Origin of the sequence: Neolewinella sp. (assembly GCF_965214665.1) — a bacterium.
Classification (GTDB): domain Bacteria; phylum Bacteroidota; class Bacteroidia; order Chitinophagales; family Saprospiraceae; genus Neolewinella.
In genome coordinates this window covers 2,495,529-2,518,620 of the sequence record NZ_OZ243970.1, presented here as the reverse complement: position 1 = coordinate 2,518,620, position 23,092 = coordinate 2,495,529, and the positions used below count along the sequence as shown (strand labels likewise).

Sequence of the window (23,092 nt, the reverse complement as noted above, 5' to 3'; positions counted from 1 at the left end):
TCTGTGCATCCCTCCGTGTCCTCTGTGCTGAGCCCCACGAGCGCAGCGAGCAAAGCCGCCCCCTACCGCCGCTCAAAAGGCATCTCCACCGGCCCCGAAAAGCTCACCTCCGTGAACTCCATCTCCATACTAGCCGCCCCGCCCTTCCCGTCATCGACCTCCACAAAACGGCCCCGGGGGAAGGTCTGGGCCACCCCCTCCACCTGGGTGTAGTCAGTATTGGTGACCACCATACTGCGCGATTGGCCGAGCTCCTGCAACTCCATCAACTGCGGACGAAAGGTCACCGGATCAATAAAGTACTGGGTAGCAAACTCATCGCTCCGCCCCGTAAGCCGAATCGCGCCGTCATCGGCCCGGCCGATCTCTAGCTCATCGGTGAGGAAGACCGCATTGCCGAAAAAGATCTCCTGCAGCAGGTCGAAGCGGGCCGGGATCTTATACTTTTCCTCGATGTAGCTCAGGGGCTCGGCGATGTACTCGCCCTCCAGGCGGTTGTACAAGAAAAAGGAATCGGGGCGAATCAGCGCCCGAGCTCCCTCAAAGCCGAACTTTTTGACGCTCATCCAGATGGCCTCGTCGCGGTGTAGGCGGATGAAGGCTGTGCCGCCAATGCTGAGTTTCTTACTGTCCAGGTCGACCCGGGCCTTGGCGTCCATCCACTCCGGGGCGCTGCGGTTTTCGTCGATGGTGCGCAGCACCTGGGCCAGACGTAGTTTACCGGAGCTAGCCTCGGAGACACTACCCGCCGCGGGGCCGGCCACCTTACGGTTGCAGTTAGCGAAAAGCAGGACGGCGAGAAAAGCCAGAAAGGATATACGCATAGGGTGAGCTTAGAGCTGGGCGATCTTCTGGGCCAGGGTGGCAGACTTACTGCCCGCGGCCTTCGCCCGCTGGTAAAGGTCGGCGGCGGCGGCTTTGTTGCCGGCACTGCTCTGCGTGTCGCCCATCAGCTCCAGGAGAAGGGCATTGGTATTTTCCGGGTGATCGGCGGCGGACAGAGCGCTAGCATCCGGATCGGCACGCTGCTCCAGGTAAAAGGCCAGGGGAGCGGTGGGGCCACCGGGGAGAAGGTCGGTGTCTAGCTTACCACTGCTACCGTCTTCCAGTTGCTTGAGTGCCTTGGCGAACTCTTCCAGCGCGGCAGTGGCCTCGGGACTAGCGCTCACCATCAGTTGCGCCTGCTGCACAAAACTATTCGCCTCGCCGAAATCGCCGCGAAAGGCCTCGCCGAGCGCGTAGTGTACGTAGACGGAGGGGCGGTTGGGAAACACATCCAGAGCCTCCTCACCATACTCCCGTAGCTCGACCGACTGATTATTAAGGTAGAGCGTAGCCAGGAGCTGCTCCCATACTGGATAGACCGTGTCGTCCAGCTTCAAGGTGGCTTCGTAGGCGGCGGCAGCCTCGGTGAGTCGGCCCGAGTGGTAGTAGAGATCGCCCTCGATGGCGGCGGCTTTAGCTGCATCCGGATGCACGCGGCGCAGTTCGGCGGTGAGGGCGAGCAGGCGATCGGCCAGGGCGCGGTCGTTCGTGCTAGCCACCTGCTGGATCATAGGCAGGAGCTTGCCGATCTTGAGGTCGAGGTCTACGTCGGTGCGGGCCAGCAGGGCCATCAGCTCACCATCATCGGTAGCCCCAGCGTCAATAGTTTGCGGACCGGTGTCCTGTAGCGCCAACTGGGCCCGCACGTCGGCCGGCTCGATGGCCAGGATATCCTCGTACACCCGGCGGGCCTCCTTATCATCGCCCTGACTGCTATAGTAGCCAGCCAGCAAATGGCGGTAACTGATCTGTTGGGGGAAGGCCTCCACGAGTGCAACCAGTTCCCGCTCCGCTCGCTTCTGGTCGCCCATACCCAGGTACAGGGCGTGCTTGCGACGTGAGACTTCAGGATTGATACCGCTACGCGCTTCGAGCTCTTCATAGGTCTTGATGGCGCCCTTGATGTCCTGAGCCCGGACCTGGAAGGCTGCACGCTCCAGGTAATTCTCTGCCACGGCGGGGTTTTGCGCGATGAGCTCGGCGTATAGTTCGGCTCCTTCCTGATACCGTCCGGATGATTGGAACAGCTCAGCCAGGAACGCGGCATAGACATCGTTCGGGCGGGCGGCGTAGGCCTGGCGCAGGGCGTCGATGGCGGCGCTGGAGTTGCCGGCGGCGTACTCCAGGCGGGCCAGTTCGAACAGGATGGCATCGTTCTTCGGTTCGGCCTCCAGCAGGGTCCGGAATAAGGTGATCGCCTCATCGGTCTTGCCCAGCAGCGCCTCCCGCTTCGCTTCGATAAATTGGGCCTGCTGTTTTACCTCTAGCTCGGTGACTTCGCCCTGGGCGGATAGGAGGGGGGAGAGGAGCAGGAGTAGGGCGAGTAGACGCATAGCGGTGGGAAGCGTAGGTCTAGGGAGAACGAATTTAGGTGGTGGTGTAGTTTAAGGGGGTGGTTTGAGTTGTTGGTTGGTGAGTTGTTGCGTTGCCGTCGTTGGAGGTGGGATAGGTGTTGCATGGCGCAGCCGGAGGCAGCATTGTACGGAACGAAAGTCACACCTCCGACGCCTATCCCACCCGCAACTCAACAACCCAATAACTCAACAACCACCCATCATTCCACCTCCGTGATCTTCATCATATTTACCCGCCCCCGCTTCTCCAGCGGCATGCTACCGGTGTTGACGATCATGTCGCCCGGCTGTACGTGGCCGTTTTGCTTGAGGATGTCGGTGACATCGCCGACGGTCTCGTCCGTACCCTTAAAACCGTCATAGTAGTACCCCCGTACGCCCCAGCAGAGGTTAAGGGTGTTAAGGATTTCGGGTAGGTCCGAAAAAATGTAGATCTTGGCCGTAGGCCGGAAGCTGGAGAGCTTGAAGCCGGTATAGCCTGTACGCGTCATGCCAGTGATGGCGCGGGCCCCGACGTTCTGGGCGGCCCAGGCGGCGGCCGAGGTGATCACGTCGCTGACGAAGGTGCCGCTCTTGGAATTGGCCTTGGGGCGCTTGCTACCGATCTCGTAGATCTTTTCGGCCTCCTCGATGATGCGGTTCATCCACTTCACCACCAGGGCGGGGTGGCGGCCTACGCTGGTCTCGCCGCTGAGCATGACCGCGTCGGTACCGTCCAGCACGGCATTGGCGACGTCGGTGACCTCGGCGCGGGTGGGGCCGGGGTTGGTGATCATAGAATCCATCATCTGGGTAGCGACGATAACCGGCCGCGCGCGCTGGATGCACTTCTGGATGATCTCCTTCTGGATGATCGGCAGTCGCTCCATCGGCATCTCAATACCGAGGTCGCCGCGGGCTACCATGATGCCGTTGGAGTGCTTGATGATCTTGTCGATGTTCTCGATGGCCTCCGGCTTTTCGATCTTGGAGATAATCTTGGCCTGGTGGCCGGCCCGGTCGATGTGCTGACGTAGCTCCTTACAGTCCTGCGACTGGCGCACGAAGCTCAGCGCGATCCAGTTGACCTGGGGGATGGTCAGGATGTAGGCTAGGTCCTCGAGGTCTTTATCGGTGAGGCTCGGCAGACTGATCTTCGTATTTGGCAGGTTTACCCCCTTATTCGACTTCAGGGTGCCGGGGTAGAGGGCCTTCAACTTCACGGTATCGCGGCCATTGGTATCGACTACCTCAAAAACCAGCGTACCATCATCCACCAGTACCCGCTCGCCCACCGTCACGTCCTGGGCGAACTGGGGGTAGCTCATGTACACCCGCTCCGCGTTACCGACACATTCCGTATTGGTGAAGGTGACGATCTGCCCCGGCTCTAATTCTAGGCCATCGCCCTCCATCTTACCCACCCGCAGCTTCGGCCCCTGTAGGTCGGCCAGGATGCTCACGTGAGTACCCCGTTCCTTATTGATGCGCACGATGTGGTCCACTACTTTTTTGTGGTCCTCGTGGTTGCCGTGGCTAAAATTTAGGCGAAATACATCCACGCCGGCCTCGACCAGGCTCATCAGTCCGTCGTACGAACTACATGCCGGGCCTACGGTAGCGACGATCTTGGTGTTCTGGTGGTCGGTCATTGGGGTGTTTACTTAGTTTAGAAAACACAATAATAGCGTATTAGACCGGCTTCGCCGGGTAGACTCCTCGCTGGCGCGTTCGGAGGTAGACGCTGCGCGCGGTAGACCCTACGGGTTAGACTCGTCTCGCAGGCCCGCCGTGCGGAGCTCTACCCGCGCAGCGGTCTACCTCCGAACGCGTAAGCGAGGGGTCTACCCGGTCGCAAAGCGCCGGTCTACCTTCAGATTGCGCTCGGCATGACTGCGCAGTATCGTATCCGTCAGCAACGTCATTGCACCCGCGGCCGCGCCCGCCTCACTCTCCGCCCGGAATAGGGGGAAGATCCGGTTGTGACTATAGGCATTGAAACTCACGGCCAGCAGCTCCCCGTCGCGCGTCTGTACGCCCTGGGCGCTGCCCCAGCTGCGGTGGATGATTTGGTACATGATGCGCTGCATGGCGTGGTAGGTCCATTCGTTATCGGCCGTTTTGCCGTTGACCCGGAGCCAGAAATCGGCCACGGCCTCGGGCTTGAGGTTGGAGGCGGGCAGCAGATCGGCGGCCTCGGAGCGGGCCATGCGGGCGTAGTAGTCGGCCGGAAAGTCGTCCGTGATCTCCTCGTAGGGCTTGTTGAGGAACAGGGCATCGCCGGCGGCCTGCACGACGTCGAAGCGACGGGGGTCTTTGGGTACGCTGGCGGGCTCTACGGTGAGGGTACCGCCGCGAAATTCGTCAGGTATAGCGTCCCAAAAACATTGTATACGCTTGGGACTTAGGGGTTTGACGCTGTAGACGGCCAGGTCGGGGATGAGTCTGGGCTGGGTCAGGTAGGTGCGTCCCCACCAGTTTTTGCGCTTCGGCAGGGGCATGGCGGTGACGTAATTATCGCCCTCCACGAGCAGGTCCCACTCCTTGGCCGTGGCGTTGAGGTACCAGTCGTAGCCGTACAGGCTGCCGTTGGTAGCAAAATGCACGCAGCTGTTGTAGAGCTGCTTGTCGATCTGGTCCTGGGGCACAAAGCGGATATCCATACCCCCTTTAAACACACCAACCGAGAAAGGTTAGGGCGGGGCCGCCGGTGCAGTGCAATTTGTGGGGCCTCCGGGTAACAAGCTGCCATCATACTGCATATAAAGACGAGAGAGACCCAGTGAGCCACTCGACCCCAGTACAATTTTGTAAGGCTGAATTGGTACCCGCCGGGGGCCGTGCGCGAGTGCGGTCACCGGCCTTTTTTAGATAGGTGCGCCTCCATCCGGCCGCCCCCCTATGAACCGCAACAATAACAACCCCGAGCAGGCCCTCGACGTCAACGGGAAGAGCAAATTGACGGACGATGCCACCGCCCCTACGGCGGGCACGCTGCGGTACAACGCTACGGACGCGGACTTCCAAGGGTACGACGGGGCGGCGTGTAAGTCGCTGACCGGCAGTTCGGAACGATACGGCTCAACTGCCAAACCGTGGACTGCGCGCCTAGGGTCAGTGAAGCCAGTCCACTCTTCATGTTTGAAGCCGGAGACGTCATTACTGTGAGAAATGAATTATTTTCCAGTGGCACGGCTTTCGTTGAGTTTCGCGGCTTCCTCGTCGACGACCTGGAGTTCTAGCCTAATCTACGGCAGGAGCAGCACCTCTCCGCTCCCGCACCGGACACTGCCTAACCTTGGGTGCACCCCGCAGTACCCCCAATAGTTAGGGTTCGACGCAAGGTATCGCTATGCCCAACCTATCTTGTGGTATGCTGACCCGACTTACCCCGCTCCTTGTAGCCTTTCTCTGCACCTGCGTCCCCGCCCACGCCCAGTCGCTGATGGGCTTCACCGATGAAGCCAGTCAAGATGAGCGCCGTATCGAAGCTGAGCTCGACTCCCTCGTCCGGCCCGGCAACCTCGACGAGTGGATGCAGTACATGACCGCCCGGCCCCACCACGTGGGCTCGCCCTACGATAAGAAGGTGGTGGACTATATGGCCGAAAAATTTCGCAGTTGGGGATATGAGGTCGAGGTAGAGCGCTTCGACGTGCTCTTCCCCACGCCAAAGTTGCGCAAGCTGGAACTACTAGAACCCACGACCTACACCGCCCTGCTCGAGGAGCCACCGGTAGAGGGAGACCCCTCAACCCAGCAGACCGACGAGGCCCTGCCGCCCTACAATGCCTTCAGCATCGACGGTGATGTGACGGCCGAGCTGGTGTTCGTCAACTACGGGGTGCCGGCCGACTACGAGGAGCTGGACAAGCGGGGTATCAGCGTCGAGGGCAAAATCGTCCTGGCTAAATACCAGGGTAGCTGGCGCGGGATCAAACCCAAAGTAGCCGCCGAGCACGGAGCCATCGGCTGTATCCTCTACTCCGACCCCGAGGACGATGGCTACTACCAGGGCGAGACCTACCCGGATGGAGCCTTCAAAAACGAATACGGTGTGCAACGCGGCGCGGTGATGGACCTGCCCGCCCAGCCCGGCGACCCCCTCACCCCCGGCTACGGAGCTACCGAGGATGCCGAGCGGCTGGACTACACCGAAGCGGAGGGGCTCACCAAAATCCCTGTCCTACCCATCAGCTACCACGATGCCCTGCCACTGCTCAAAGCACTCAGCGGACCGGTGGCTCCGGCCGGCTGGCGGGGGGCGCTGCCGGTGACCTACCACATCGGCCCCGGTCCGGCGCGGGTACACCTGCAACTGGAATTCAACTGGGAGCTGGCCCCGGCCTACGACGTGATCGCCACCCTGGACGGCAGTGAGTATCCCGATGAGTGGGTACTGCGCGGCAACCACCACGATGCCTGGGTGCACGGGGCCAATGACCCCATCAGCGGCATGGTGGCGGTGATGGAGGAGGCCCGGGTGGTCAGCGAGTTGGTCAAGACCGGCTGGCGCCCGAAGCGCACGATCAAGTACTGCGCCTGGGGCGCCGAGGAGCCCGGTCTGCTGGGCAGCACCGAATGGGTAGAGACCCACGCCGATGAACTACGCGAAAAGGCCGTGGCCTACATCAATACCGACGGTACGGGGCGCGGCTTTCTTGGTGCCGGGGGCTCGCATACGCTGGAGAAATTTTTCGGAGAGATTGCCGGGGATGTGGAGGATCCGCAGACCGGGGTCAGCGTCTTTGCCCGCGCCAATGCCGAGAGCCAGGTCAGCGACGGGAAAAAACTGGAGCACTTCGAGCTCTCGGCCCTGGGCTCCGGTTCGGACTACTCACCTTTCTTCCAGCACCTCGGCATCGCGGCCTTCAATATGGGCTTCGGGGGCGAGAGCAGCGGGGGCGAGTACCACACGATGTACGACAGCTACGCCCACTACAAGCGCTTTAAGGACCCGGACTTCAGCTACGGGGCGGCCCTGGTGCGGGTGGCCGGTCGGACCACGCTGCGCCTGGCGGATGCCGAGGTCCTGCCCTTCGAGTTCGAGCGCATGGCGGCCACGCTGAAGACCTACGGCAAGGAGGTGATGGAGCTGGCCGACAACATGCGTGAGCAGACTGCCCAGGAAAACAAGCTCATCGCCGAGGGTACCTACGAGCTAGCTGCCGATCCTACGGAGTCCTTCGTCACCCCCGAGCCGAAAGAGGAGGTGCCCTACCTCAACTTCGCCCCCCTACAGAATGGCCTGGACCGCATCGAGTCGCTGGCCGGTAAGTACAGCACGGCCGAGGCCGTAAAACTACCGCCGGCCGAGCGCGAGCGCCTCAACGACCTCTTCATCGACCTGGAGCGGCAGCTGACCCGCGAGGAAGGGCTGCCGCGGCGACCCTGGTTCGTGCATCACGTCTACGCACCGGGCTACTACACGGGCTACGGCGTCAAGACCCTACCCGGGGTGCGGGAGGCCATTGAGCAGCGCAACTTTACCGAGGCGCAGCAGCAGATCGACCGGCTGGGAGAGGTACTAAATACCTACGCAGAGCATATGCAGCGTATTCTGGGCCTGGTGGCTACCAAGTAGGCAACTATCTTCGCCGGGCCACCCTCTTTGTGGCGCACTAACCCCGCATTGGCATGCGCCTGCTTTTGCTGCTTCTTTTCGTCTTAGTCTGCACCTGCGTGCGCGCCCAGCGGGTGCTGCTGTTTGAAAAATTGACCAGCTCGAAGAGCGAGCGGGTGTATGAGGGGGATATGCTGCGCTTTCGGATGAAGGGGGATAAATTTTGGCAGGAGGGCTACATCCGCGAGATGCGCCCTGATATTCAGGCGCTGGTGATCAACGACCGCTACGTGTTGCTGGACGAGATCGAGTCCGTGTACCAGGGCAATACCATTGCTACCAAGCTTGGCTACGGACTCATCACCTTCGGGGCCGGCTGGTCGGTATTTGCCGCCCTGGGCTACGCCACCGATAAGGACCCCTCGACGAGCTACAGCGTCGACGATGCCCTGGTCACGGCTACCTCAGTGGGCGCGGGTTATCTCCTGATCAAGGTGCTGGGTACGCGTAAGTTCCGCCCCGGGAAGTTCCGGCGGCTGCGGATCGTGGACATCAGTTTTTAGGGGAGCCTTATCTTTAGGCGTATGACGCGCATTCTACAGTCCCATCTGGTGGAGGGCTTTGCCTGGACGATCGAACGGTATCACCAAGCCATTGAGCTCGGTCTCCTTACTGAGGATGATCGCGTCGAGTTATTGTTAGGTGATTTGATTGAGACTATGCCGATTGGGGAAGATCACGCGCTTACCGTAGAAGGACTTACTGTCTATTTCTTTGAACGACTAGGGACGAGCTACCGTCTGCGCTCGGAAAATCCCGTAACGCTACCCAATAATTCTGAACCGGAACCTGACTTCGTTATTGCGCGCCGTGGAGCTAAGGGAAAGCGGGCGGGACATCCTGTACCGGACGATATACTGCTCCTCATCGAGGTGGCTAAAATAACGGTTGAGAAGGATCGCGAAGTAAAGGGTCCTATCTATGCTGCCGCTGGCATCCCTGAGTATTGGATCATCAACTTGAATGCTCGTAAGGTGGAAGTGCATACTGATCCCGATACTAAGGAAGGGGTTTATCAATCAGTTATTCACCATGCGAAAGGGGGCAGCTTTACTAGCAATCTTCTGGGCACGGTGTATGTCAATGACCTATTGCCTTAGCTAACCGTACAGCGCCTTCGCCAGTACCTCCGCAAACGCATTCGGCGTACTCGCACAGGGCTTCAATCCCAGCTCCGTCAACTGGGCAGCCACCTCGTGGTCGTAGGCCGGGGCACCCTGGTCGTTGAGCGCCAGCACGGGTAGGAAGGTGAGGCCCGTATTGACCAGTCGGCGTACGCTATGCATCATATTAGCTACCGAGCCCCCCTCAAATAGATCGCTGAGTAGGACCAGCACCGTATCCCGCGGGTTCCCGTTGAGCTGCTCGGCGTACTTCAGGGCCCGGCCGATGTCGGTACCGCCGCCGAGCTGGAGGGCGAAGAGTAACTCGATGGGGTCGGGTAGCTGGGCCGTCAGGTCCACCACGCTGGTGTCGAAGGCTACGACGTGGGTCTTCACGCTGGGTAGGCTCGCGAGGATACAAGAAAGCACGCCGGCATACACCACCGAGGTGGCCATGGAGCCGCTCTGGTCGATGAGCAGGATGACGTGTTTCAGACCGGCCTTGCTGCGTTTTTGTCCGCGCAGACTCACCGGCAGTACGGTACGGTACTCCGGCTGGTAGTGCTTCATGTTCACGCGGATGGTCTGGTCCCAGTCAATGTCGGTGGGGCGGGGACGGCGGGTGCGCAGCTGCTGGCGGCGGCGACCGGCCATAGCCTGTTGCAGGGGCTGACGGAGCTGGCGTTCGATCTCCTCGACGACTTTGCGGACCACCATGCGGGCGGTCTCGCGGCTCCGTTCGGGCAGTACGTTCTTGAGGGTGAGCAGGGTGCCGATCAGGTGAACGTCGGGGGTGATGGTTTCGAGCAGTTCCGGCTCCAGGAGCATCTGCTGGAGGCCGAGGCGTTCGAGGGCGTCGCGCTGGAGGAGCTGTACGGTATCCGTGGGGAAGTACTTGCGGATGTCGCCGAGCCAGCGGTTGACGTTGGGGTTTGAAGCACCGAGGCCCCCTTTGCGTTCATCGGAGCCGTAGAGGGCTTCTAGGGTGGCATCCATGCCGGCGGCGCGGGCGGGGAGCTCGGGTCCGCCGTCGGCACCCTGGGCGTAGCGGCCGAGGATGAGGCGCCACTTACGTTGGTATTCATCGTAGTCACTCACTGGCAGCTAGAATGCGGCTTACTAGCCCGTCGAAATCGGTGACCTTATCCTCCCCGTGCCCGAGCCGAGCGATGACCATATTCCGACTGGGGATAACGAATACCCGTTGGTCCTGAAATCCGCGCATCATGTAGGCATCGGCCGGCAGGGAGGGCATGTCGGGGCCGGGTAGCCAGAGGTGACCGCCGTACACGCCGTCGCTGCCGGCGGCGGGCTCGCGCATGAAGTCGATCCAGCCGGGGGGAAGGATGCGCCGGCCGTCCCATACGCCATCCTGTAGCATGAACTGCCCCAGGCGGGCCCAGTCGCGTGCCGTGGCCCAGCCGTAGCTACTACCCACTGGCCGGCCGCTCTGGTCCGGCTCGATGAGTAGGGAGGGGGCGATGGGACCGAAGACGGAGTCGATGAGGGCGTAAAGTTGGTCGTTACCGCCTACCTCTTGCCGCAGGTACTCCATCACGATGTTGGTGGTGCCGCTGGAGTAGTTCCAGACCGTACCGGGCGCTTCGATCACCAGGCTACGCAGGGCAAAATCGGCGAAGTCGGGCCGCTCGTGGAGCATGACGGTGGCATCGGTGATCGAGCCGTAGCCCTCGTTCCAGGCCAGGCCGGAGTTCATGTGGAGGAGGTCGGCGAGAGTGATCTCGGCGCGCTTGTCGGTCCAGGCGGTGGGGAAGAGGTTGGCTGTTCGTCCGCCGAATTCTTTCTGATTCGCTGAAGGCGAATCAGAAAGTTCGTCTGCCGAATTAGCTGATCCATTCGGCATACGAGCAGCGCGATTCGCTGTGGGCGAATCACCCTGAACTCGGCTGACGAAGCCGACGAGTAAGCCCGTCACCGTCTTAGTCATCGACCAGCCCAGCAGGGGCGTGTTGCGATCATACCCTTCGGCGTAGCGCTCGGCGAGGAGCTTACCATCCTGTAGCACGACGATGCCGCGGGCTCCGCCGCCGGGGACGGGTTGCATGCCGTAGGCTAGGGCAGCTTGGTATTTGCTTTGCTGGGTAGGTGCTGTCTGTTGTTGCGCTAGGTCCTTTGCACCTGTCCCGATAGCTATCGGGACGCCCGTTGGTAATGCCTGTCCCTCTGCGTTGATGAGCACGCAGCCCCGACCCGGAAGATGTACTGCTTGCCGGTCTACCAGGCCAAGGATGGACGAGCGCACAGTATCTGCCTCCACTTCTAACCCATACCACCCCAGCACACTAAAATTCAGATCATTCTCACTGATCTCCGCCAACTCCCGCCCCTGCAGAAAGTGACAGCTACACGCATGCTTGGCTGCATACCCGCCGCCGATGCTCAGCAGCGGCTTCAGCCACAGGTAGGCCGAGAAGAGCAGCACGGCCAGGAGAGTAAGGCCTACGAGCCAGCGTTTTAGGGGGGAGGAGTGCATGGGGGGGCGCGGGTGGAGGGCGATACGGACGCTCAAAGGTACGAAGGGCACTTGCGTGCCCAACGAACCCTTCGAGGTCCTTGCTGGTTGCCAGTCCCCCGTCTCTCCATCCCCCGTCCCACACTCCCTCCCTACCTTCACCCCATGCAAGTGCGCACCCTCGGCATCCGTCACCACGGCCCCGGCTCGGCCCGCCGGCTACGGACGGTGCTGGAGCGCTGGCAGCCCGATCTGATCCTGCTGGAGGCCCCCGCCGATAGCCTGCCCGCGCTGCGCCAGCTCACCCTGCCCGGGATGCACCCGCCACTGGCCCTGGTGCTGTACGATAGTAAGGACATCGAACGGGCGAGTTTTTACCCCTTTGCGCGCTTTAGCCCGGAGTACCAGGCGATGGACTGGGCGCAGGAGCACGGCGTGGAGGTACGGCCCATCGACCTGCCGGCGCGGCACTCCCTGGCCTACCGGGAGGAGGAGCAGTTCATTCTCTTTCCCAAGGAGGAGCTGAACGTGCTCTCCATCATTCCCGGCAAGAGTAAGCAGGAGCTGACCCGGCAACTGCGGCGCGATCCGCTTTCCGTAGTGGCTGAGCTGGCCGGATACCCAGATAGCGAGAGCTGGTGGGATGCTACCCTAGAAAGGGGTTACTCGAGAGACGGGGAGGGACCCGACTCTTCGAGTGGTGCGGAGGAGACGTTCACCGCGATTCTACAGATCGTGACCGACCTACGCGATACCTTCCCCGAAGCCTCGAATGCAGAGAACGAACAGCGGGAGGCCTACATGCGCCAGGAGATCCGCAAGGCGCTCAAGGGCGACTTCGAGCGGGTGGCCATCGTGATCGGGGCCTGGCACGGACCGGCGGTACACGATACCCTAGTGCGTAAGGCTAGTACCGATAAGGCCATTCTACGCGGACTACCGAAGGTGAAGATCAGTCAGGCCTGGGTGCCCTGGTCGTTTCCACGGCTGGCGCGGGGGGCGGGCTACGGGGCGGGGGTGACCTCGCCGGCCTGGTACGCTATGTTGTTCGACTTTCCGCAGGCGGCGGTGGAGCGGTGGATGGCCGCCGCCGCCGGGCTGCTGCGTGAGGAGGGCTTCGATGCTAGTCCGGCGATGGCTACGGAGGGGGTAGGACTGGCCACCACCCTGGCTACCCTACGCGGACACGAGCGACCCGGTATCGAGGAGCTGGAGCAGGCCGTGCTGAGTACGCTGGCCGGCGGGGTGGGGGAGCGGCTGGCGCTGATTCACGAGCGGCTTACGGTAGGTAGCACGGTCGGTTTCGTACCCCCCGACGTGACCACCGTGCCGCTACTGGAGGACCTGCGCGCCGAGATCAAGTCTACCCGTATGAGCAAGCTCTGGGAGACGGCCGGCCAGCACTACCTCAAGGCCACTAAGTCGGACCCACGCGGCGGCATCGACCTGCGTCAGCCAAACGACCTGCGCAAAAGCCACCTGCTGCACCGGCTCAATCTGCTCGATATCAAGTGGGGCAAGCTACAGCCCGGCGGACCGGACAGTCTCAGCAGCTTCAAGGAGGTTTGGCTGCTGGAATGGCAACCGGAGTTTAGCCTATTCGTGATCGAGCGCGGTAGTTACGGCAATACGCTGGCTACGGCGGCGGCGGCCTACGCACGGGAACAGGCTGGCGGTTTGCAACTGGTGCAGGGACTGGCTGAGCTCACGCTACAGTGCCTACGCGCTGCCCTGCCCGAGGTGGTGCCCCGCATGATGACACTCCTACGCGAGCGCGCCGCCGAGACCACCGACATTACCGCCCTACTCGCCGCCCTGCCCGCCCTGGTACAGACCAGCCGATATGGCGACAGTCGCAAGACCGATACCACCGCCCTGCTGCTTGTCATCGAGGAGCTGTTACCCCGCCTTACCGCCGGACTGCCCGCCGCTGCTACCAACCTCGACGACGAACGGGGGGAGGCCATGGTCGAGCTGCTCTCCGCCGCCAACTACAACCTGGCGCAACTCGGCAACGAGGAGCTCGATGCCCTCTGGCTCGACGGGCTGCTCCGCACCGCCAACGCCGGTGTCTACCCCGGCGTGGAGGGGCACTGCCTACGCCTCCTCTACGACCGCGAGCGGGTCGACGGGCGGGAGGCCGCTACCCGCTTCTCCCGCGCGCTCAGTCGCGCCCGGGGTGCTCGGGCGGTAGCGGCCTGGATCGGTGGTTTTTTACACGGCAGCGGACAACTCTTGTTGCACTACCCCCCACTATTCGACCTCATCGACGCCTGGGTCGCCGGACTGGAGTGGGAAGAATTCGAGGAGGTAGTGGCCCAACTGCGGCGCACCTTCTCCGGCTTCTCGCGCTACGATCGCCAACGGCTGATGGAGCTGGTGTTGCGGAGCGGGAAGGGGATTGCCGCATCCACCGGGGAAGCTGCACCCCCAATAGTTATCGGGATCCCGCCCGATCCCCTGCTGCAACAACTGATCGGCTGGATCGCCTAGGCATTTTCTTTCACGGAAATGAAACTATAATTTGTAACGACCGTTACAGATTGCATTATCCAACACAAAAACCACATACACATGCCTAATTTATCAGGGAAAGTGGCCGTCGTCACCGGCGGCAACTCGGGGATCGGCTACGCCACCGCCGAGCGCTTCAAGCAAGACGGGGCCACGGTCATCATCACCGGCCGCTCGCAGGATCGTGTCAAGGAAGCCGCCAACAAACTCGGGGTCAGCGGACTGGTTGCAGACGTCAACTCCGTAGCCGCCATCACTCAGCTCGCCGACCGGATCAAGCAGCAGCACGGGGGTGTAGACATCTTGTTCATCAACGCTGGGGTCTTCGAGCCCGCCCCCGTAGGCAGCATCTCCGAGGAGATGTTCGACCGGCAGATGGGCATCAACTTCAAGGGCGCGCTCTTTACGCTGGAGAAGTTCCTCCCCATACTTAACGAGGGGGCCTCGGTCATCAACCTCAGCAGCATCAATGCCCATACGGGGATGACCAATACGGCCGTCTACGCCGCCTCCAAGGCCGCCATGAACAGCTACACCAGGACCGCCGCTACGGAGCTAGCCCCGCGCCGCATCCGGGTCAACGCTATCAATCCCGGTCCTATCAATACCCCCATCTTCGGTAAGACCGGTATGCCCGAAGAGCAACTCACCGGCTTCGCCGGGGCTATGCAGGACGTCGTGCCGCTGAAGCGCTTCGGAAAGCCGGAGGAGGTGGCTAACGTGGCAGCTTTTCTGGCTAGCGATGAAGCGGCTTACGTGACGGGGAGTGAATATACCGTGGATGGTGGGGCTATTCTGAATGCGCTGGTGGGATAAAAGCGTCCGACGCTTGCAAGCGTCGGACGCTTACCCCCTCCAGCGCCCACCGCCACCCAATAAACAACCGCCGCCCCTGATTCGAGGCATACACATAGCTCGGATCGAAGGTCAACCCCCGCGGATTCCCCTCCGTAGCCACCACCGAGCCATCGGCTCCAAACTCCACCCCCCGGTCAAAGGGGTCGAAGGCCCGCGCAATGCTATTCACCGGTGGGGTGTAGTTGAGGATGTTCTTGACGCCACCGTAGACTTCCATGCCATTGGCGAAGGTCTTGGTAAGCTGTAGGTTCTGAGTGGAAAACCAGGGCGAGCGGCCCGGCCGGTCGTCGAGCTCACCCAGCAGCGGCAGGTCCATGGGGCCGTAGACGTTACCGGTGTAGTCGATACGCAACAGGGCCGATTTGATCGGTACCCCCAGTTGCCAAACCCCCGAAAAGGTCTCCGTGAGCAACTGACGCTTGCGGAGGCCTTCTTCGTTGGTGTACACGTCTTGCACCGTCACGCCAGCATTGAGGGTCGTGCCGCCTCGCAGGCTTATGTCACCGGTCAGGCTGGCCCCCCGCGACACGGCCGAGCCCCGCAGGTTGGCGTAGATGATGGCGTTCGGATCGGTCTCGTAATCGGGCAGGATGCGGTTGCCGAAACGGGTGTACCACAGCGATCCATCCAGGCCCACCACCGTACCGCCGCGCGAGAAGAACTTCCGCACGTAGTTCACATTCGCGTTCCAACTAGTCTCCGGTAGCAGCTCATCGGCGAAGCGTACCTCCCGGGCCCCGGTCAGGGCGGCGTGGTCCTCGGTGAAAACGTTGGCTACCCGGTAGCCGTTACCGATACTGAGGCGCACGATATCGAGTCCGCTGGTCGAGTTCCATTTATAGTTCAGCCGTGGCGTGAGGATGCTGCCGTGTAGGCTGTTGTAGTCGTAACGTAGGCCCAGCAGCAGGACGTTGTTAGCGTTTAGCCGCAACTCATCCTGCACGAAGGCCCCCGGCAGGTGGGTGCGCGATACCTGCTGCGTAGCTGGCGTGTTATCGTCGTACCAGGTATAGCGGTAAGAAGTACCCAGCAGCAGGTCGTGGTGGCCCAGCGTCTTACTCCACGTCAGCTGCCCGAAGCCCACGTACTGGGTCGCGTCGTAGACGGTCTCCCCGTACACCGAGTTTTGATAGTGCCCGTTGGTGCTGAATTGGAAGGTCACCCGCTCGGGCAGCGGCAACTGGTAGGTACCGAAGGTCTCCCAGCGGTTAGTGTAGATGCTCTCGCCGTACACTTGGTCGCTTCCCCGGTTACCCCGGTCCCAGCCCAGCTCGCCCCCGAAGCGGTCCTCGTACACGTAACGGCCGGCCAGCGTGAACACTCGGTCAGCAGAGCGCTCGAACGACCACTTATTGAACACCGAGATCCGGTCCTGCAGCGTCACGTCCGTAAACCCGTCCCCGTTCTTATCCTTCGGTTGCTGGTAGTTGAAGTAGTTCACCCCCAGCAGCGACTGCGCCTTGCCGACGCGCGTCTTCAGCCCTACGTCCGTATTCACCTCCCCCCAGCCGGAGACCAGCACGTCGGCCGATACCAGCGGCGCATCCTCCGGCGCTTTCGTGATCACGTTGATCAGTCCGCCCACCGCCTCCGAGCCATAGAGCGTCGAGGCCGGCCCCTTTACCACCTCCACCCGCTCGATCAGGCTCTGTGGGATGCCCGTCAGCCCGTACACCGTCGAGAGCCCGCTCACGATCGGCATCCCGTCGATCAGCACCATCGTGTACGGCCCCTCCAGTCCGTTGATGTGAATATCGCCCGTGTTACAGACCGCGCAGTTCAGCTGCGGCCGCACCCCATTCACCGTTTGCAGGCTCTCAAACACGCTCGGTGTCGGATTGGCCCGGAAGTAACTCGCCGTAAACACCTCCACCGGTACCGGGCTGTTGGTGCGGCTTACGGCCTTCATCGTGCCGGTCACTACGATGTCTTCCAGAACGGCAGCGCTTCCCTCCAGGTGCAGGGTTAGCTCGGTAGTATCGCCGGCCCGCACCGTGATTTCCTCGCTAACCGGAGTGTAGCCCAGCGCGGAGACTAGCAGTCGGTGATCGCCTAAGCGCAGCTCCAGCAGAAATGCTCCTTCCGCGTCGGCCACCGTACCCTGGCTGCCGTTTTCAGTACCGATTGTTGCGTGGGGTACAGCTATTTCCTCACTCTCCACCGTACCCCTCACCCAGCCGGTCTGTGCGAAAAGCGAGGTGCTGAAGAACACGGCAAACAGGATAAAAATACGGTACATAGGGGCGGGGACGCAGGTGCGGTAAACATGAAGTACAGCAAAGATACACGTGGCTACTATAAAAGTTAGATTAGTCTAACAATGTTCATGCCCGGTCGTCCGCCGAGTCCTTTTCTGTCTGCCTTGGCAGACAGAAAAGCTCGTCTGCCGACTTTCTCTACAGTGTACTCCAGCGCAGCCAGAGGCTGCATTGTACTACCGCTGCCGGAGGCAGCATTGTACTGGTCTACCCGCGAAGCGGTCTACCCCCGGCAGGGGTCTAACCAGCCGAAGGCGTCTCCCTTCCCGAAGGGAAGTCTACCTTAGCCCCATGGCTACGCCGACCGAAGAAAACTACCTCAAGGCCCTTCTCGCCCTCGCCGACCCCGAAGGCCGCACCACCATCTCCAAACTGGGCGAAGCCCTCCAGGTCAGCACCCCCTCGGCCAACAGCATGGTGCGTAAACTCAGCGAGCGCGGACTGGTCGACTACCAAAAGTACCAGCCCCTGCGCCTCACCGAAGCCGGCCGTAAGGCCGCCGCCCTGGTCGTGCGTAAGCACCGCCTTACCGAGATGTTCCTGGTCGACGTCATGGGCTTCGGCTGGGAGGAGGTCCACACCATCGCCGAGCAGATCGAGCACGTCGACAGCCCCGACTTCTTCGCCCGCATGGACAAGCTCATGGGCCACCCCAGGATCGACCCCCACGGCTCGCCTATCCCCGACGCCGAGGGCAGCATTGACGACCTCCACCACCGCCGCCTGGATGAGTGCCTGGTCGGTGAAACGGCCACCATCAGCGGACTCGACCACTCCTCCAATGACTTCCTACATTACCTCAATGGCCGCGACCTTAGCCTCCGCACCGAGCTCACCATCGAAAAGAAGGAAGCCTACGATGGCTCGCTGACGGTCAGCTACCCCGGTCACCCCCGCGAGGTGCTGAGTAAGGTGGTGGCTAGTAAGCTGCTGGTGGAGTGACGACTGCTGGCTTAGGTCAGCCAACCAGCCCATAGAACAATTCGTTGTATTAGTCCAATCAGTTCCTCTAACGCTATGGTACAGCCGCTCAGCAACGTTCAAATGGAAATATTACAGGCCTTTCGGTTCGAGATGGACGACGATCAGCTCCGAGATTTCCGGCAGCATCTGGTAGACTACTTTGCCAATCGAATTGACGAGGATATGGATAGACTATTCGAGGAGAAGGGCTGGTCAGTGAAGGACAAAGTAGACGAATGGGGTGCTACTCATATGCGCACCGCCTACAAGCCTGAAAGGTGAAAGTTGTATTAGACACCAACGTTCTTCTCAAATCGCTCCCAAAAACTTCACCCTACCGTCCTATATTTGATGCGATAAGACACGGCAAGGTCGAGCTATTGCTCAGTACCGATATCCTCCTGGAGTACACCGAAATATTAGAACAGCGTACCACAGCCTCGGTGTCCAACAACGTCGCTAATCTATTAGTGAAACTGCCAAGTTCTGTTCAGGTCGAGGTGTACATTAGGTGGAACTTGATCCAGGCCGACCTTGACGACAATAAATTCACGGATTGTGCGGTAGCCGGGAACGCTACCTTTTTAGTCACTGACGATAAGCACTTTAACGTGCTCAGCGGGATAGCATTCCCTCCTATTGAAGTCTGCAGCAGTGATGAGTTGTTAACGCGACTGAAAAATCGCATCTCCCCTACCACACCCACCCCACCCCCACCCGCGGAGTAACCCCCAACGTACTAAAGCCCATCACCTCCACAAACTCACTGCCCGTCAGGTTACGCACCTCCCCGAACACCGTCAGGCTACGGTCCCGCAGCAGCTTATACTCCGCATAGGCATTAACTACTACGTAAGCCTCCAGCTGGGGGCGGAAGGCCATAAAGTCCGCGTCGAAGAATAGATCCTGCCGCTCCCCCACGTAGGTACCCGTGAGCCGGGCCGTAAAGGGGGACTTGGTCGCCGCGTAGGTCACTCCCAAAAACCCGGTCACCCGCGGCCGGCGGGGAAAGTCTTCTGTCTCAGTCAGTGTACCGAGGTTATCGGCTTGAGTAAGTCGACCCCGCACGTAGGTAAAATTGCCACTGGCCATAAACCGCTCACTCAGCCGGCCTCTGGCCTCCACCTCCACGCCCCGGTCCCGCTGCTCGTCGCGGTTCTGGTAGCCGAGGGTGAAGTCGTACACGACGAGTTGCTCAATGTCGCGCTGAAACACGCTTACATCCAGGCCATACCGCCCGTCCGCCCCCGCCAGCCGCGTGCCTAGCTCCACCGAGGTCGACACCTGCGGCTGTAGGTCCGGATTAGCCCCGAACGGCCCGCCCAACTGATCCAGCGTAGGACTCTGAAAGGCGCTCGCTACCGACAGCCGCACACTCCAGGAGGCCGTCACCTGCAACCGCCCGGCCAGGGAGTAGTTGCTCTGCCCCCCAAAGGCGCTGTGGTGGTTGTAGCGGTAGCCCCCCTCCAATAGCAGCTGCCGGGCCACCTGCCAGCTCAGTTGCACGTAGGGAGCTAGGTTGGTTGCGTCCAGACTATCCGCCACGCCCGCGCCGGCCTCCAACGATTCGTACCGCACCTGCGTCCCCGCCGTAAGCTGAAGCTGCTTACCCACCGCGAAATTACCGAACACATCTCCCTGCTGCGCCCGCCCGCGGAACGGACTCTCCCCGAAGACCGCGTCCTGAAACACCCGGTCGGTTGCCGCGTAGTTGTACCGCGCGCCCAGGCTGTACCGGTCCTGCAGGTAGTCGACGGCCAGGCTCGGTAGCCAGAGTTCGTTGGTGTAGCTGTTGTCCGCATCCTGGAAGGAACCGGCGTCGTAGTCCCCATCGAAGCTCGCCCGGCGCAGCGCGGGGCGGATCGTAAGCTGCTCCGTAGGTCGGTAGCTTAGGCTGGCCGTGAAGGTCTGCCGCGTGGCCCCGTCCCGGTCGAATTCCTCCGGACTGGACTCCGGCTCCACGGCCTCGCTCAGTCCCCCCGTCGTGAAGTAGTCGTAGCCCAGGCGGTAGTCGAGCTTTTCAGTCTGTCCGGACACCGCCACATTTCCCTCATACGTAGCGTACCGTTGGGCGGCGGCGCGCAGGTGCACACTAACTGGATCGGGCGCACTAGCCCCGGTCGTGATCAGATTAATCACCCCGGCCACCGCATCCGAGCCGTAGAGTAGCGAACGGGCACCCCGCAGAATTTCGATGCGCTGGATGCCCTCCAGGGAGAGCAGGCGCAGATCCACCGCCCCGCCCAGCGAGGAGGGGTCGACCAGAGGCTGGCCGTCAACCAGGATCAGGGTGTACTGGTTGGCGCCGTTGCGGAGGAAAATACTCTTGTCCTTGCCGGGGTTGGCGTAGGCACCATTTACTACGATACCGGCCTGCTCCTGTAGCAGCTGCCCCAGGTCGGGCGAGCGGGCAATGGTAGCCGAGTCGATGACGGTCACCTTATCGGGGCTCTCGGCTAGTGTGCGGGCGTAGCGGGCACCGGTCACCACGACCTCCTCGCCGGTAGTGGAAAGGGTGGGGGACTCCTGAGCTAGACAGGGGGTTAAAGAGAAAAGGAGTAAGGGGGTAAGGGAAAGCAGGCGCTGGATCATGGTCGGTCGGGTATGAGCGGCGCTGGTGGGTGGGTCACGGGAACAACCGGTAGGGACTCGCCCTGAGGACTGCCCACAAGATCGTACACCCGGCTCCCCGCCCCTTCGCACCGAAGGGCTGGTAGGATATGGCGCGCCGCGGCAGGTCTTCTGGCTCGCCCCGGTGGTACCCGCCTTCCCAGACCCGGAGAGTCCAGTGGCTTGAGTGGGTAGCACCCGTGGTGGGGCTTACAGCTGCGGGGACAGCTCCGGCTTTCTACCGGATTCCCTTACCGCTTCGCGGGGGCGAAGGTAGGGTGCTATTTGCTGGCGTTGGTAGGATTCACCACAGAGGATTCGGAGGGCTTCACGGAGGTACCACAGAGCCGGCGGCATAGGGTGTGAATGAGGTAGACAGAGGCCAACGTCTAGCGGCGTTGCAGGGAGGTAGTATTACTCTAGCGTACCGGCCTGGGTAAAGAAAGCGATCACCCGGGGATCCATCTCCAACTGCTGCTGAAAGGCCTGAATCACGGCGTTGTTATACTCCTCACCGGCTGCACCACTACGCATACTCTCCGGTGAGTCCGTGAGCTGCAGGAAGCGTACGGAGCCATCCCGCAGCGGGGCCACCAGGACGGTACGGCCCTGCCGCAGATCGAAGTACTGCTGGCTGACGATCGCGAAGTTCTCGCCGCTCGCCAGTGACAGCTGCGCGAATTCTACCGGTCCTATCGAGGTCAGTTGCTTGCCCGTACCGAGGTAGTGGGGGGCGTTGCGGGAGTTGACCATTAGGGCGCGGGTGTTATCGCCCACCGTATCGGTCAGCACGAATATGTTGAAGAACGTTCCGTAGTAGGCCAGGGAGTCCTCCGTTGGCTTATGGCGGTACTGATCGTACGCGTAGGCGTAAGTAGCTCCGAGGATCGTCTTATCGGCGATATCGAGTTCGGTGATCCGCATGCTGACGTAGCCCCAGTCGTAGCCGGGCACCGGGGTGGGTAGCGGGGACAAAGCAGGTTTTAAGCTACGGGCCCAGACCGTATCACTTTCGTGGGCCAGGTCCTCGGCGAATAGCTCCATATCCCAGGTAGTGGAGTCATTGTGCCTCGTGACGTAGTCAGCGGCATCGGCCTGTGTCCACACGGAATCCAGCATCTGGGCGAGGACGCGGGTGCAACTGCAAACGGTAAGGGCAAGGAGTAGGAAGGATTTCATTCGGCTGGTTTTGCCGCAATAACCCGGATTGCCCCCGCTACCGCAATGATTCGGGGGTGGAAAAGGGGACTAGACCGGGGTGGAATTTTGCTCCTCCCACGCCTCCACCACCGCGCGGCGGTCCGTCACACCTAGCTTTCGGTAGATGCTGTTAATGTGCGACTTGACGGTCGATACGGATACGAATAGCCGGGCCGCCACCTCCTTGTTGCTATGGCCGGCCGCAATCTGCTCCAGGACTTCCCGCTCCTTGTCGGTAAGTTCATTCGAAGCTACTGGCGTCGGTGAGTCTTGTGATGCCATGGCCGCGGGTCGGCGGGTGTAAAGCGACCAGCAGCAGTACCCGGTGATAATGAACAGGATGCCAAGTGCCAACTTCAGCCAGGTATTTTGCCGCTGTAGGTCCCGGTAGGTGAATCCGCCGAGGTCGTGCATCAGTTGCTCCTCATAGGAGAGGGGAAGATTGGTGAAAGCCAGTGCCTCGCTACCGGACTGGAGGGCTTGCTGATTGGGGGCATCCTCTCCGAGTTTGCCCAAGGCAAAAACCCTGACGTAGGGATCGGCCCTAGTATCCTGAATAGTTCGGCGTATGTAATCGTCGCGAAGCTGGGTCAGCTCCTCCCGTGCACGCGTTGGTAGGGTAGGGTCATCGGCATCCGCGTAAGTATCAAACTGCGCTTCGAAGCGGGCAAGTGCGGTATTGGTTGCGCTCCCGCCCGTCGGCTCAAGCCCATCGACCCGTAACGTGTCTCCTGCCTTAATTACAGCATGCAGGTAGTGACGTTTCTCAAAGTCCATGCTTACCGGCGGGTCCGCCCAATTGCGGTAGCGGATGCGGTAATAGCTCGGTCCCTTGGGCAAGGTGAGCGCCCCGAAGCGGAAATAGCCTGTGAAATCCACTTCCGTTTGCGCCAGGATCATATAATCGGCGATGGTCACCACATCGATGTGGTCGTCCAGGATATCGAGTTGGACGAGCTGATTGCGGTAGGCGGCGGGGGCGTGGCCCTCGATGAGGGTTTGGGCGGGGAGGTAGGTGGTGGCAAGCAACAGTGGGAGGAGAAGGCGGAGTAGCATGCCAAGTGGGGTTAGGGTAGGGAAGATAGGGAGTAAGTCGGCAGACGAGCTTTTGG

The 23,092-nt window shown here is 61.2% G+C and carries 18 protein-coding genes and 1 riboswitch; of the genes, 8 read left to right on the top strand and 10 right to left on the bottom strand.

Translation table 11 applies throughout. The features are described from left to right. Nucleotides 1-62: 62 nt before the first annotated feature. The 4 genes from ACOOHD_RS10950 to ACOOHD_RS10935 form a co-directional block, all read right to left on the bottom strand. On the bottom strand, nucleotides 63-824 hold the full coding sequence (locus tag ACOOHD_RS10950) for a DUF4292 domain-containing protein (protein WP_420457916.1): 762 nt from the start codon (nucleotides 822-824) through the stop codon (nucleotides 63-65). 9 nt (nucleotides 825-833) lie between these two features. Then, complete coding sequence (locus ACOOHD_RS10945) at nucleotides 834-2,378, bottom strand: tetratricopeptide repeat protein (RefSeq protein ID WP_420457915.1); 1,545 nt, start codon at nucleotides 2,376-2,378, stop codon at nucleotides 834-836. A 221-nt stretch (nucleotides 2,379-2,599) separates the two neighbouring features. Then, entirely contained in the window at nucleotides 2,600-4,030 is a 1,431-nt protein-coding gene (gene pyk / locus ACOOHD_RS10940; RefSeq protein WP_420457914.1) for a pyruvate kinase, read from the bottom strand. 192 nt (nucleotides 4,031-4,222) lie between these two features. Continuing rightward, on the bottom strand, nucleotides 4,223-5,041 hold the full coding sequence (locus tag ACOOHD_RS10935) for a hypothetical protein (RefSeq protein WP_420457913.1): 819 nt from the start codon (nucleotides 5,039-5,041) through the stop codon (nucleotides 4,223-4,225). Nucleotides 5,042-5,751: 710 nt separating this feature from the next. Between ACOOHD_RS10935 and ACOOHD_RS10930 the strand changes: the two genes are divergently transcribed. The 3 genes from ACOOHD_RS10930 to ACOOHD_RS10920 are packed head-to-tail and all read left to right on the top strand — an operon-like array spanning nucleotide 5,752 to nucleotide 9,101. Continuing rightward, complete coding sequence (locus ACOOHD_RS10930) at nucleotides 5,752-7,962, top strand: transferrin receptor-like dimerization domain-containing protein (protein ID WP_420457912.1); 2,211 nt, start codon at nucleotides 5,752-5,754, stop codon at nucleotides 7,960-7,962. Between the two features lie 53 nt (nucleotides 7,963-8,015). After that, nucleotides 8,016-8,504 carry a hypothetical protein gene (locus ACOOHD_RS10925; protein ID WP_420457911.1) on the top strand — a complete coding sequence of 163 codons (489 nt, stop codon included), beginning with the start codon at nucleotides 8,016-8,018 and terminating at the stop codon, nucleotides 8,502-8,504. A gap of 21 nt (nucleotides 8,505-8,525) precedes the next feature. After that, nucleotides 8,526-9,101 (top strand): Uma2 family endonuclease, encoded by a 576-nt coding sequence (locus ACOOHD_RS10920; protein ID WP_420457910.1) that lies wholly within the window; start codon nucleotides 8,526-8,528, stop codon nucleotides 9,099-9,101. Here the strand turns inward: ACOOHD_RS10920 and ACOOHD_RS10915 are convergent, their stop codons facing one another. After that, on the bottom strand, nucleotides 9,102-10,202 hold the full coding sequence (locus tag ACOOHD_RS10915) for a VWA domain-containing protein (protein WP_420457909.1): 1,101 nt from the start codon (nucleotides 10,200-10,202) through the stop codon (nucleotides 9,102-9,104). Next, the gene (locus ACOOHD_RS10910; RefSeq protein ID WP_420457908.1) at nucleotides 10,195-11,598 is read right to left on the bottom strand and encodes a serine hydrolase domain-containing protein; all 1,404 of its coding nucleotides are present in this window, start codon (nucleotides 11,596-11,598) and stop codon (nucleotides 10,195-10,197) included. Before ACOOHD_RS10910 ends, ACOOHD_RS10915 begins: the two co-directional genes overlap by 8 nt. 144 nt (nucleotides 11,599-11,742) lie before the next feature. Here ACOOHD_RS10910 and ACOOHD_RS10905 point away from each other — a divergent pair, with 144 nt between their 5' ends. After that, the gene (locus ACOOHD_RS10905; protein WP_420457907.1) at nucleotides 11,743-14,070 is read left to right on the top strand and encodes a DUF5682 family protein; all 2,328 of its coding nucleotides are present in this window, start codon (nucleotides 11,743-11,745) and stop codon (nucleotides 14,068-14,070) included. An 81-nt stretch (nucleotides 14,071-14,151) separates the two neighbouring features. Further along, nucleotides 14,152-14,907, top strand: a complete 756-nt coding sequence (locus tag ACOOHD_RS10900; protein WP_420457906.1) for an SDR family oxidoreductase — start codon at nucleotides 14,152-14,154, stop codon at nucleotides 14,905-14,907. Here the strand turns inward: ACOOHD_RS10900 and ACOOHD_RS10895 are convergent. Next, nucleotides 14,882-17,188 (bottom strand): TonB-dependent receptor, encoded by a 2,307-nt coding sequence (locus tag ACOOHD_RS10895; RefSeq protein ID WP_420457905.1) that lies wholly within the window; start codon nucleotides 17,186-17,188, stop codon nucleotides 14,882-14,884. The genes ACOOHD_RS10900 and ACOOHD_RS10895 overlap by 26 nt on opposite strands. A 310-nt stretch (nucleotides 17,189-17,498) precedes the next feature. Between ACOOHD_RS10895 and ACOOHD_RS10890 the strand changes: the two genes are divergently transcribed. The 3 genes from ACOOHD_RS10890 to ACOOHD_RS10880 all read left to right on the top strand — a co-directional run bounded on the left by ACOOHD_RS10890 (nucleotide 17,499) and on the right by ACOOHD_RS10880 (nucleotide 18,898). After that, complete coding sequence (locus tag ACOOHD_RS10890) at nucleotides 17,499-18,149, top strand: metal-dependent transcriptional regulator (protein WP_420457904.1); 651 nt, start codon at nucleotides 17,499-17,501, stop codon at nucleotides 18,147-18,149. Nucleotides 18,150-18,251: 102 nt separating this feature from the next. Beyond that, nucleotides 18,252-18,452 carry a hypothetical protein gene (locus ACOOHD_RS10885; protein ID WP_420457903.1) on the top strand — a complete coding sequence of 67 codons (201 nt, stop codon included), beginning with the start codon at nucleotides 18,252-18,254 and terminating at the stop codon, nucleotides 18,450-18,452. Beyond that, nucleotides 18,449-18,898 carry a putative toxin-antitoxin system toxin component, PIN family gene (locus ACOOHD_RS10880; RefSeq protein WP_420457902.1) on the top strand — a complete coding sequence of 150 codons (450 nt, stop codon included), beginning with the start codon at nucleotides 18,449-18,451 and terminating at the stop codon, nucleotides 18,896-18,898. The genes ACOOHD_RS10885 and ACOOHD_RS10880 overlap by 4 nt, the downstream gene beginning before the upstream one ends. Here the strand turns inward: ACOOHD_RS10880 and ACOOHD_RS10875 are convergent. The 3 genes from ACOOHD_RS10875 to ACOOHD_RS10865 form a co-directional block, all read right to left on the bottom strand. Continuing rightward, complete coding sequence (locus ACOOHD_RS10875; protein ID WP_420457901.1) at nucleotides 18,864-20,762, bottom strand: TonB-dependent receptor plug domain-containing protein; 1,899 nt, start codon at nucleotides 20,760-20,762, stop codon at nucleotides 18,864-18,866. The genes ACOOHD_RS10880 and ACOOHD_RS10875 overlap by 35 nt on opposite strands. Before the next feature lie 122 nt (nucleotides 20,763-20,884). Then, nucleotides 20,885-21,067: riboswitch (cobalamin riboswitch) on the bottom strand. Between the two features lie 127 nt (nucleotides 21,068-21,194). After that, nucleotides 21,195-21,959, bottom strand: a complete 765-nt coding sequence (locus tag ACOOHD_RS10870) for a hypothetical protein (protein ID WP_420457900.1) — start codon at nucleotides 21,957-21,959, stop codon at nucleotides 21,195-21,197. A gap of 69 nt (nucleotides 21,960-22,028) precedes the next feature. Continuing rightward, entirely contained in the window at nucleotides 22,029-23,036 is a 1,008-nt protein-coding gene (locus ACOOHD_RS10865; RefSeq protein WP_420457899.1) for a helix-turn-helix domain-containing protein, read from the bottom strand. Nucleotides 23,037-23,092 lie beyond the last annotated feature (56 nt).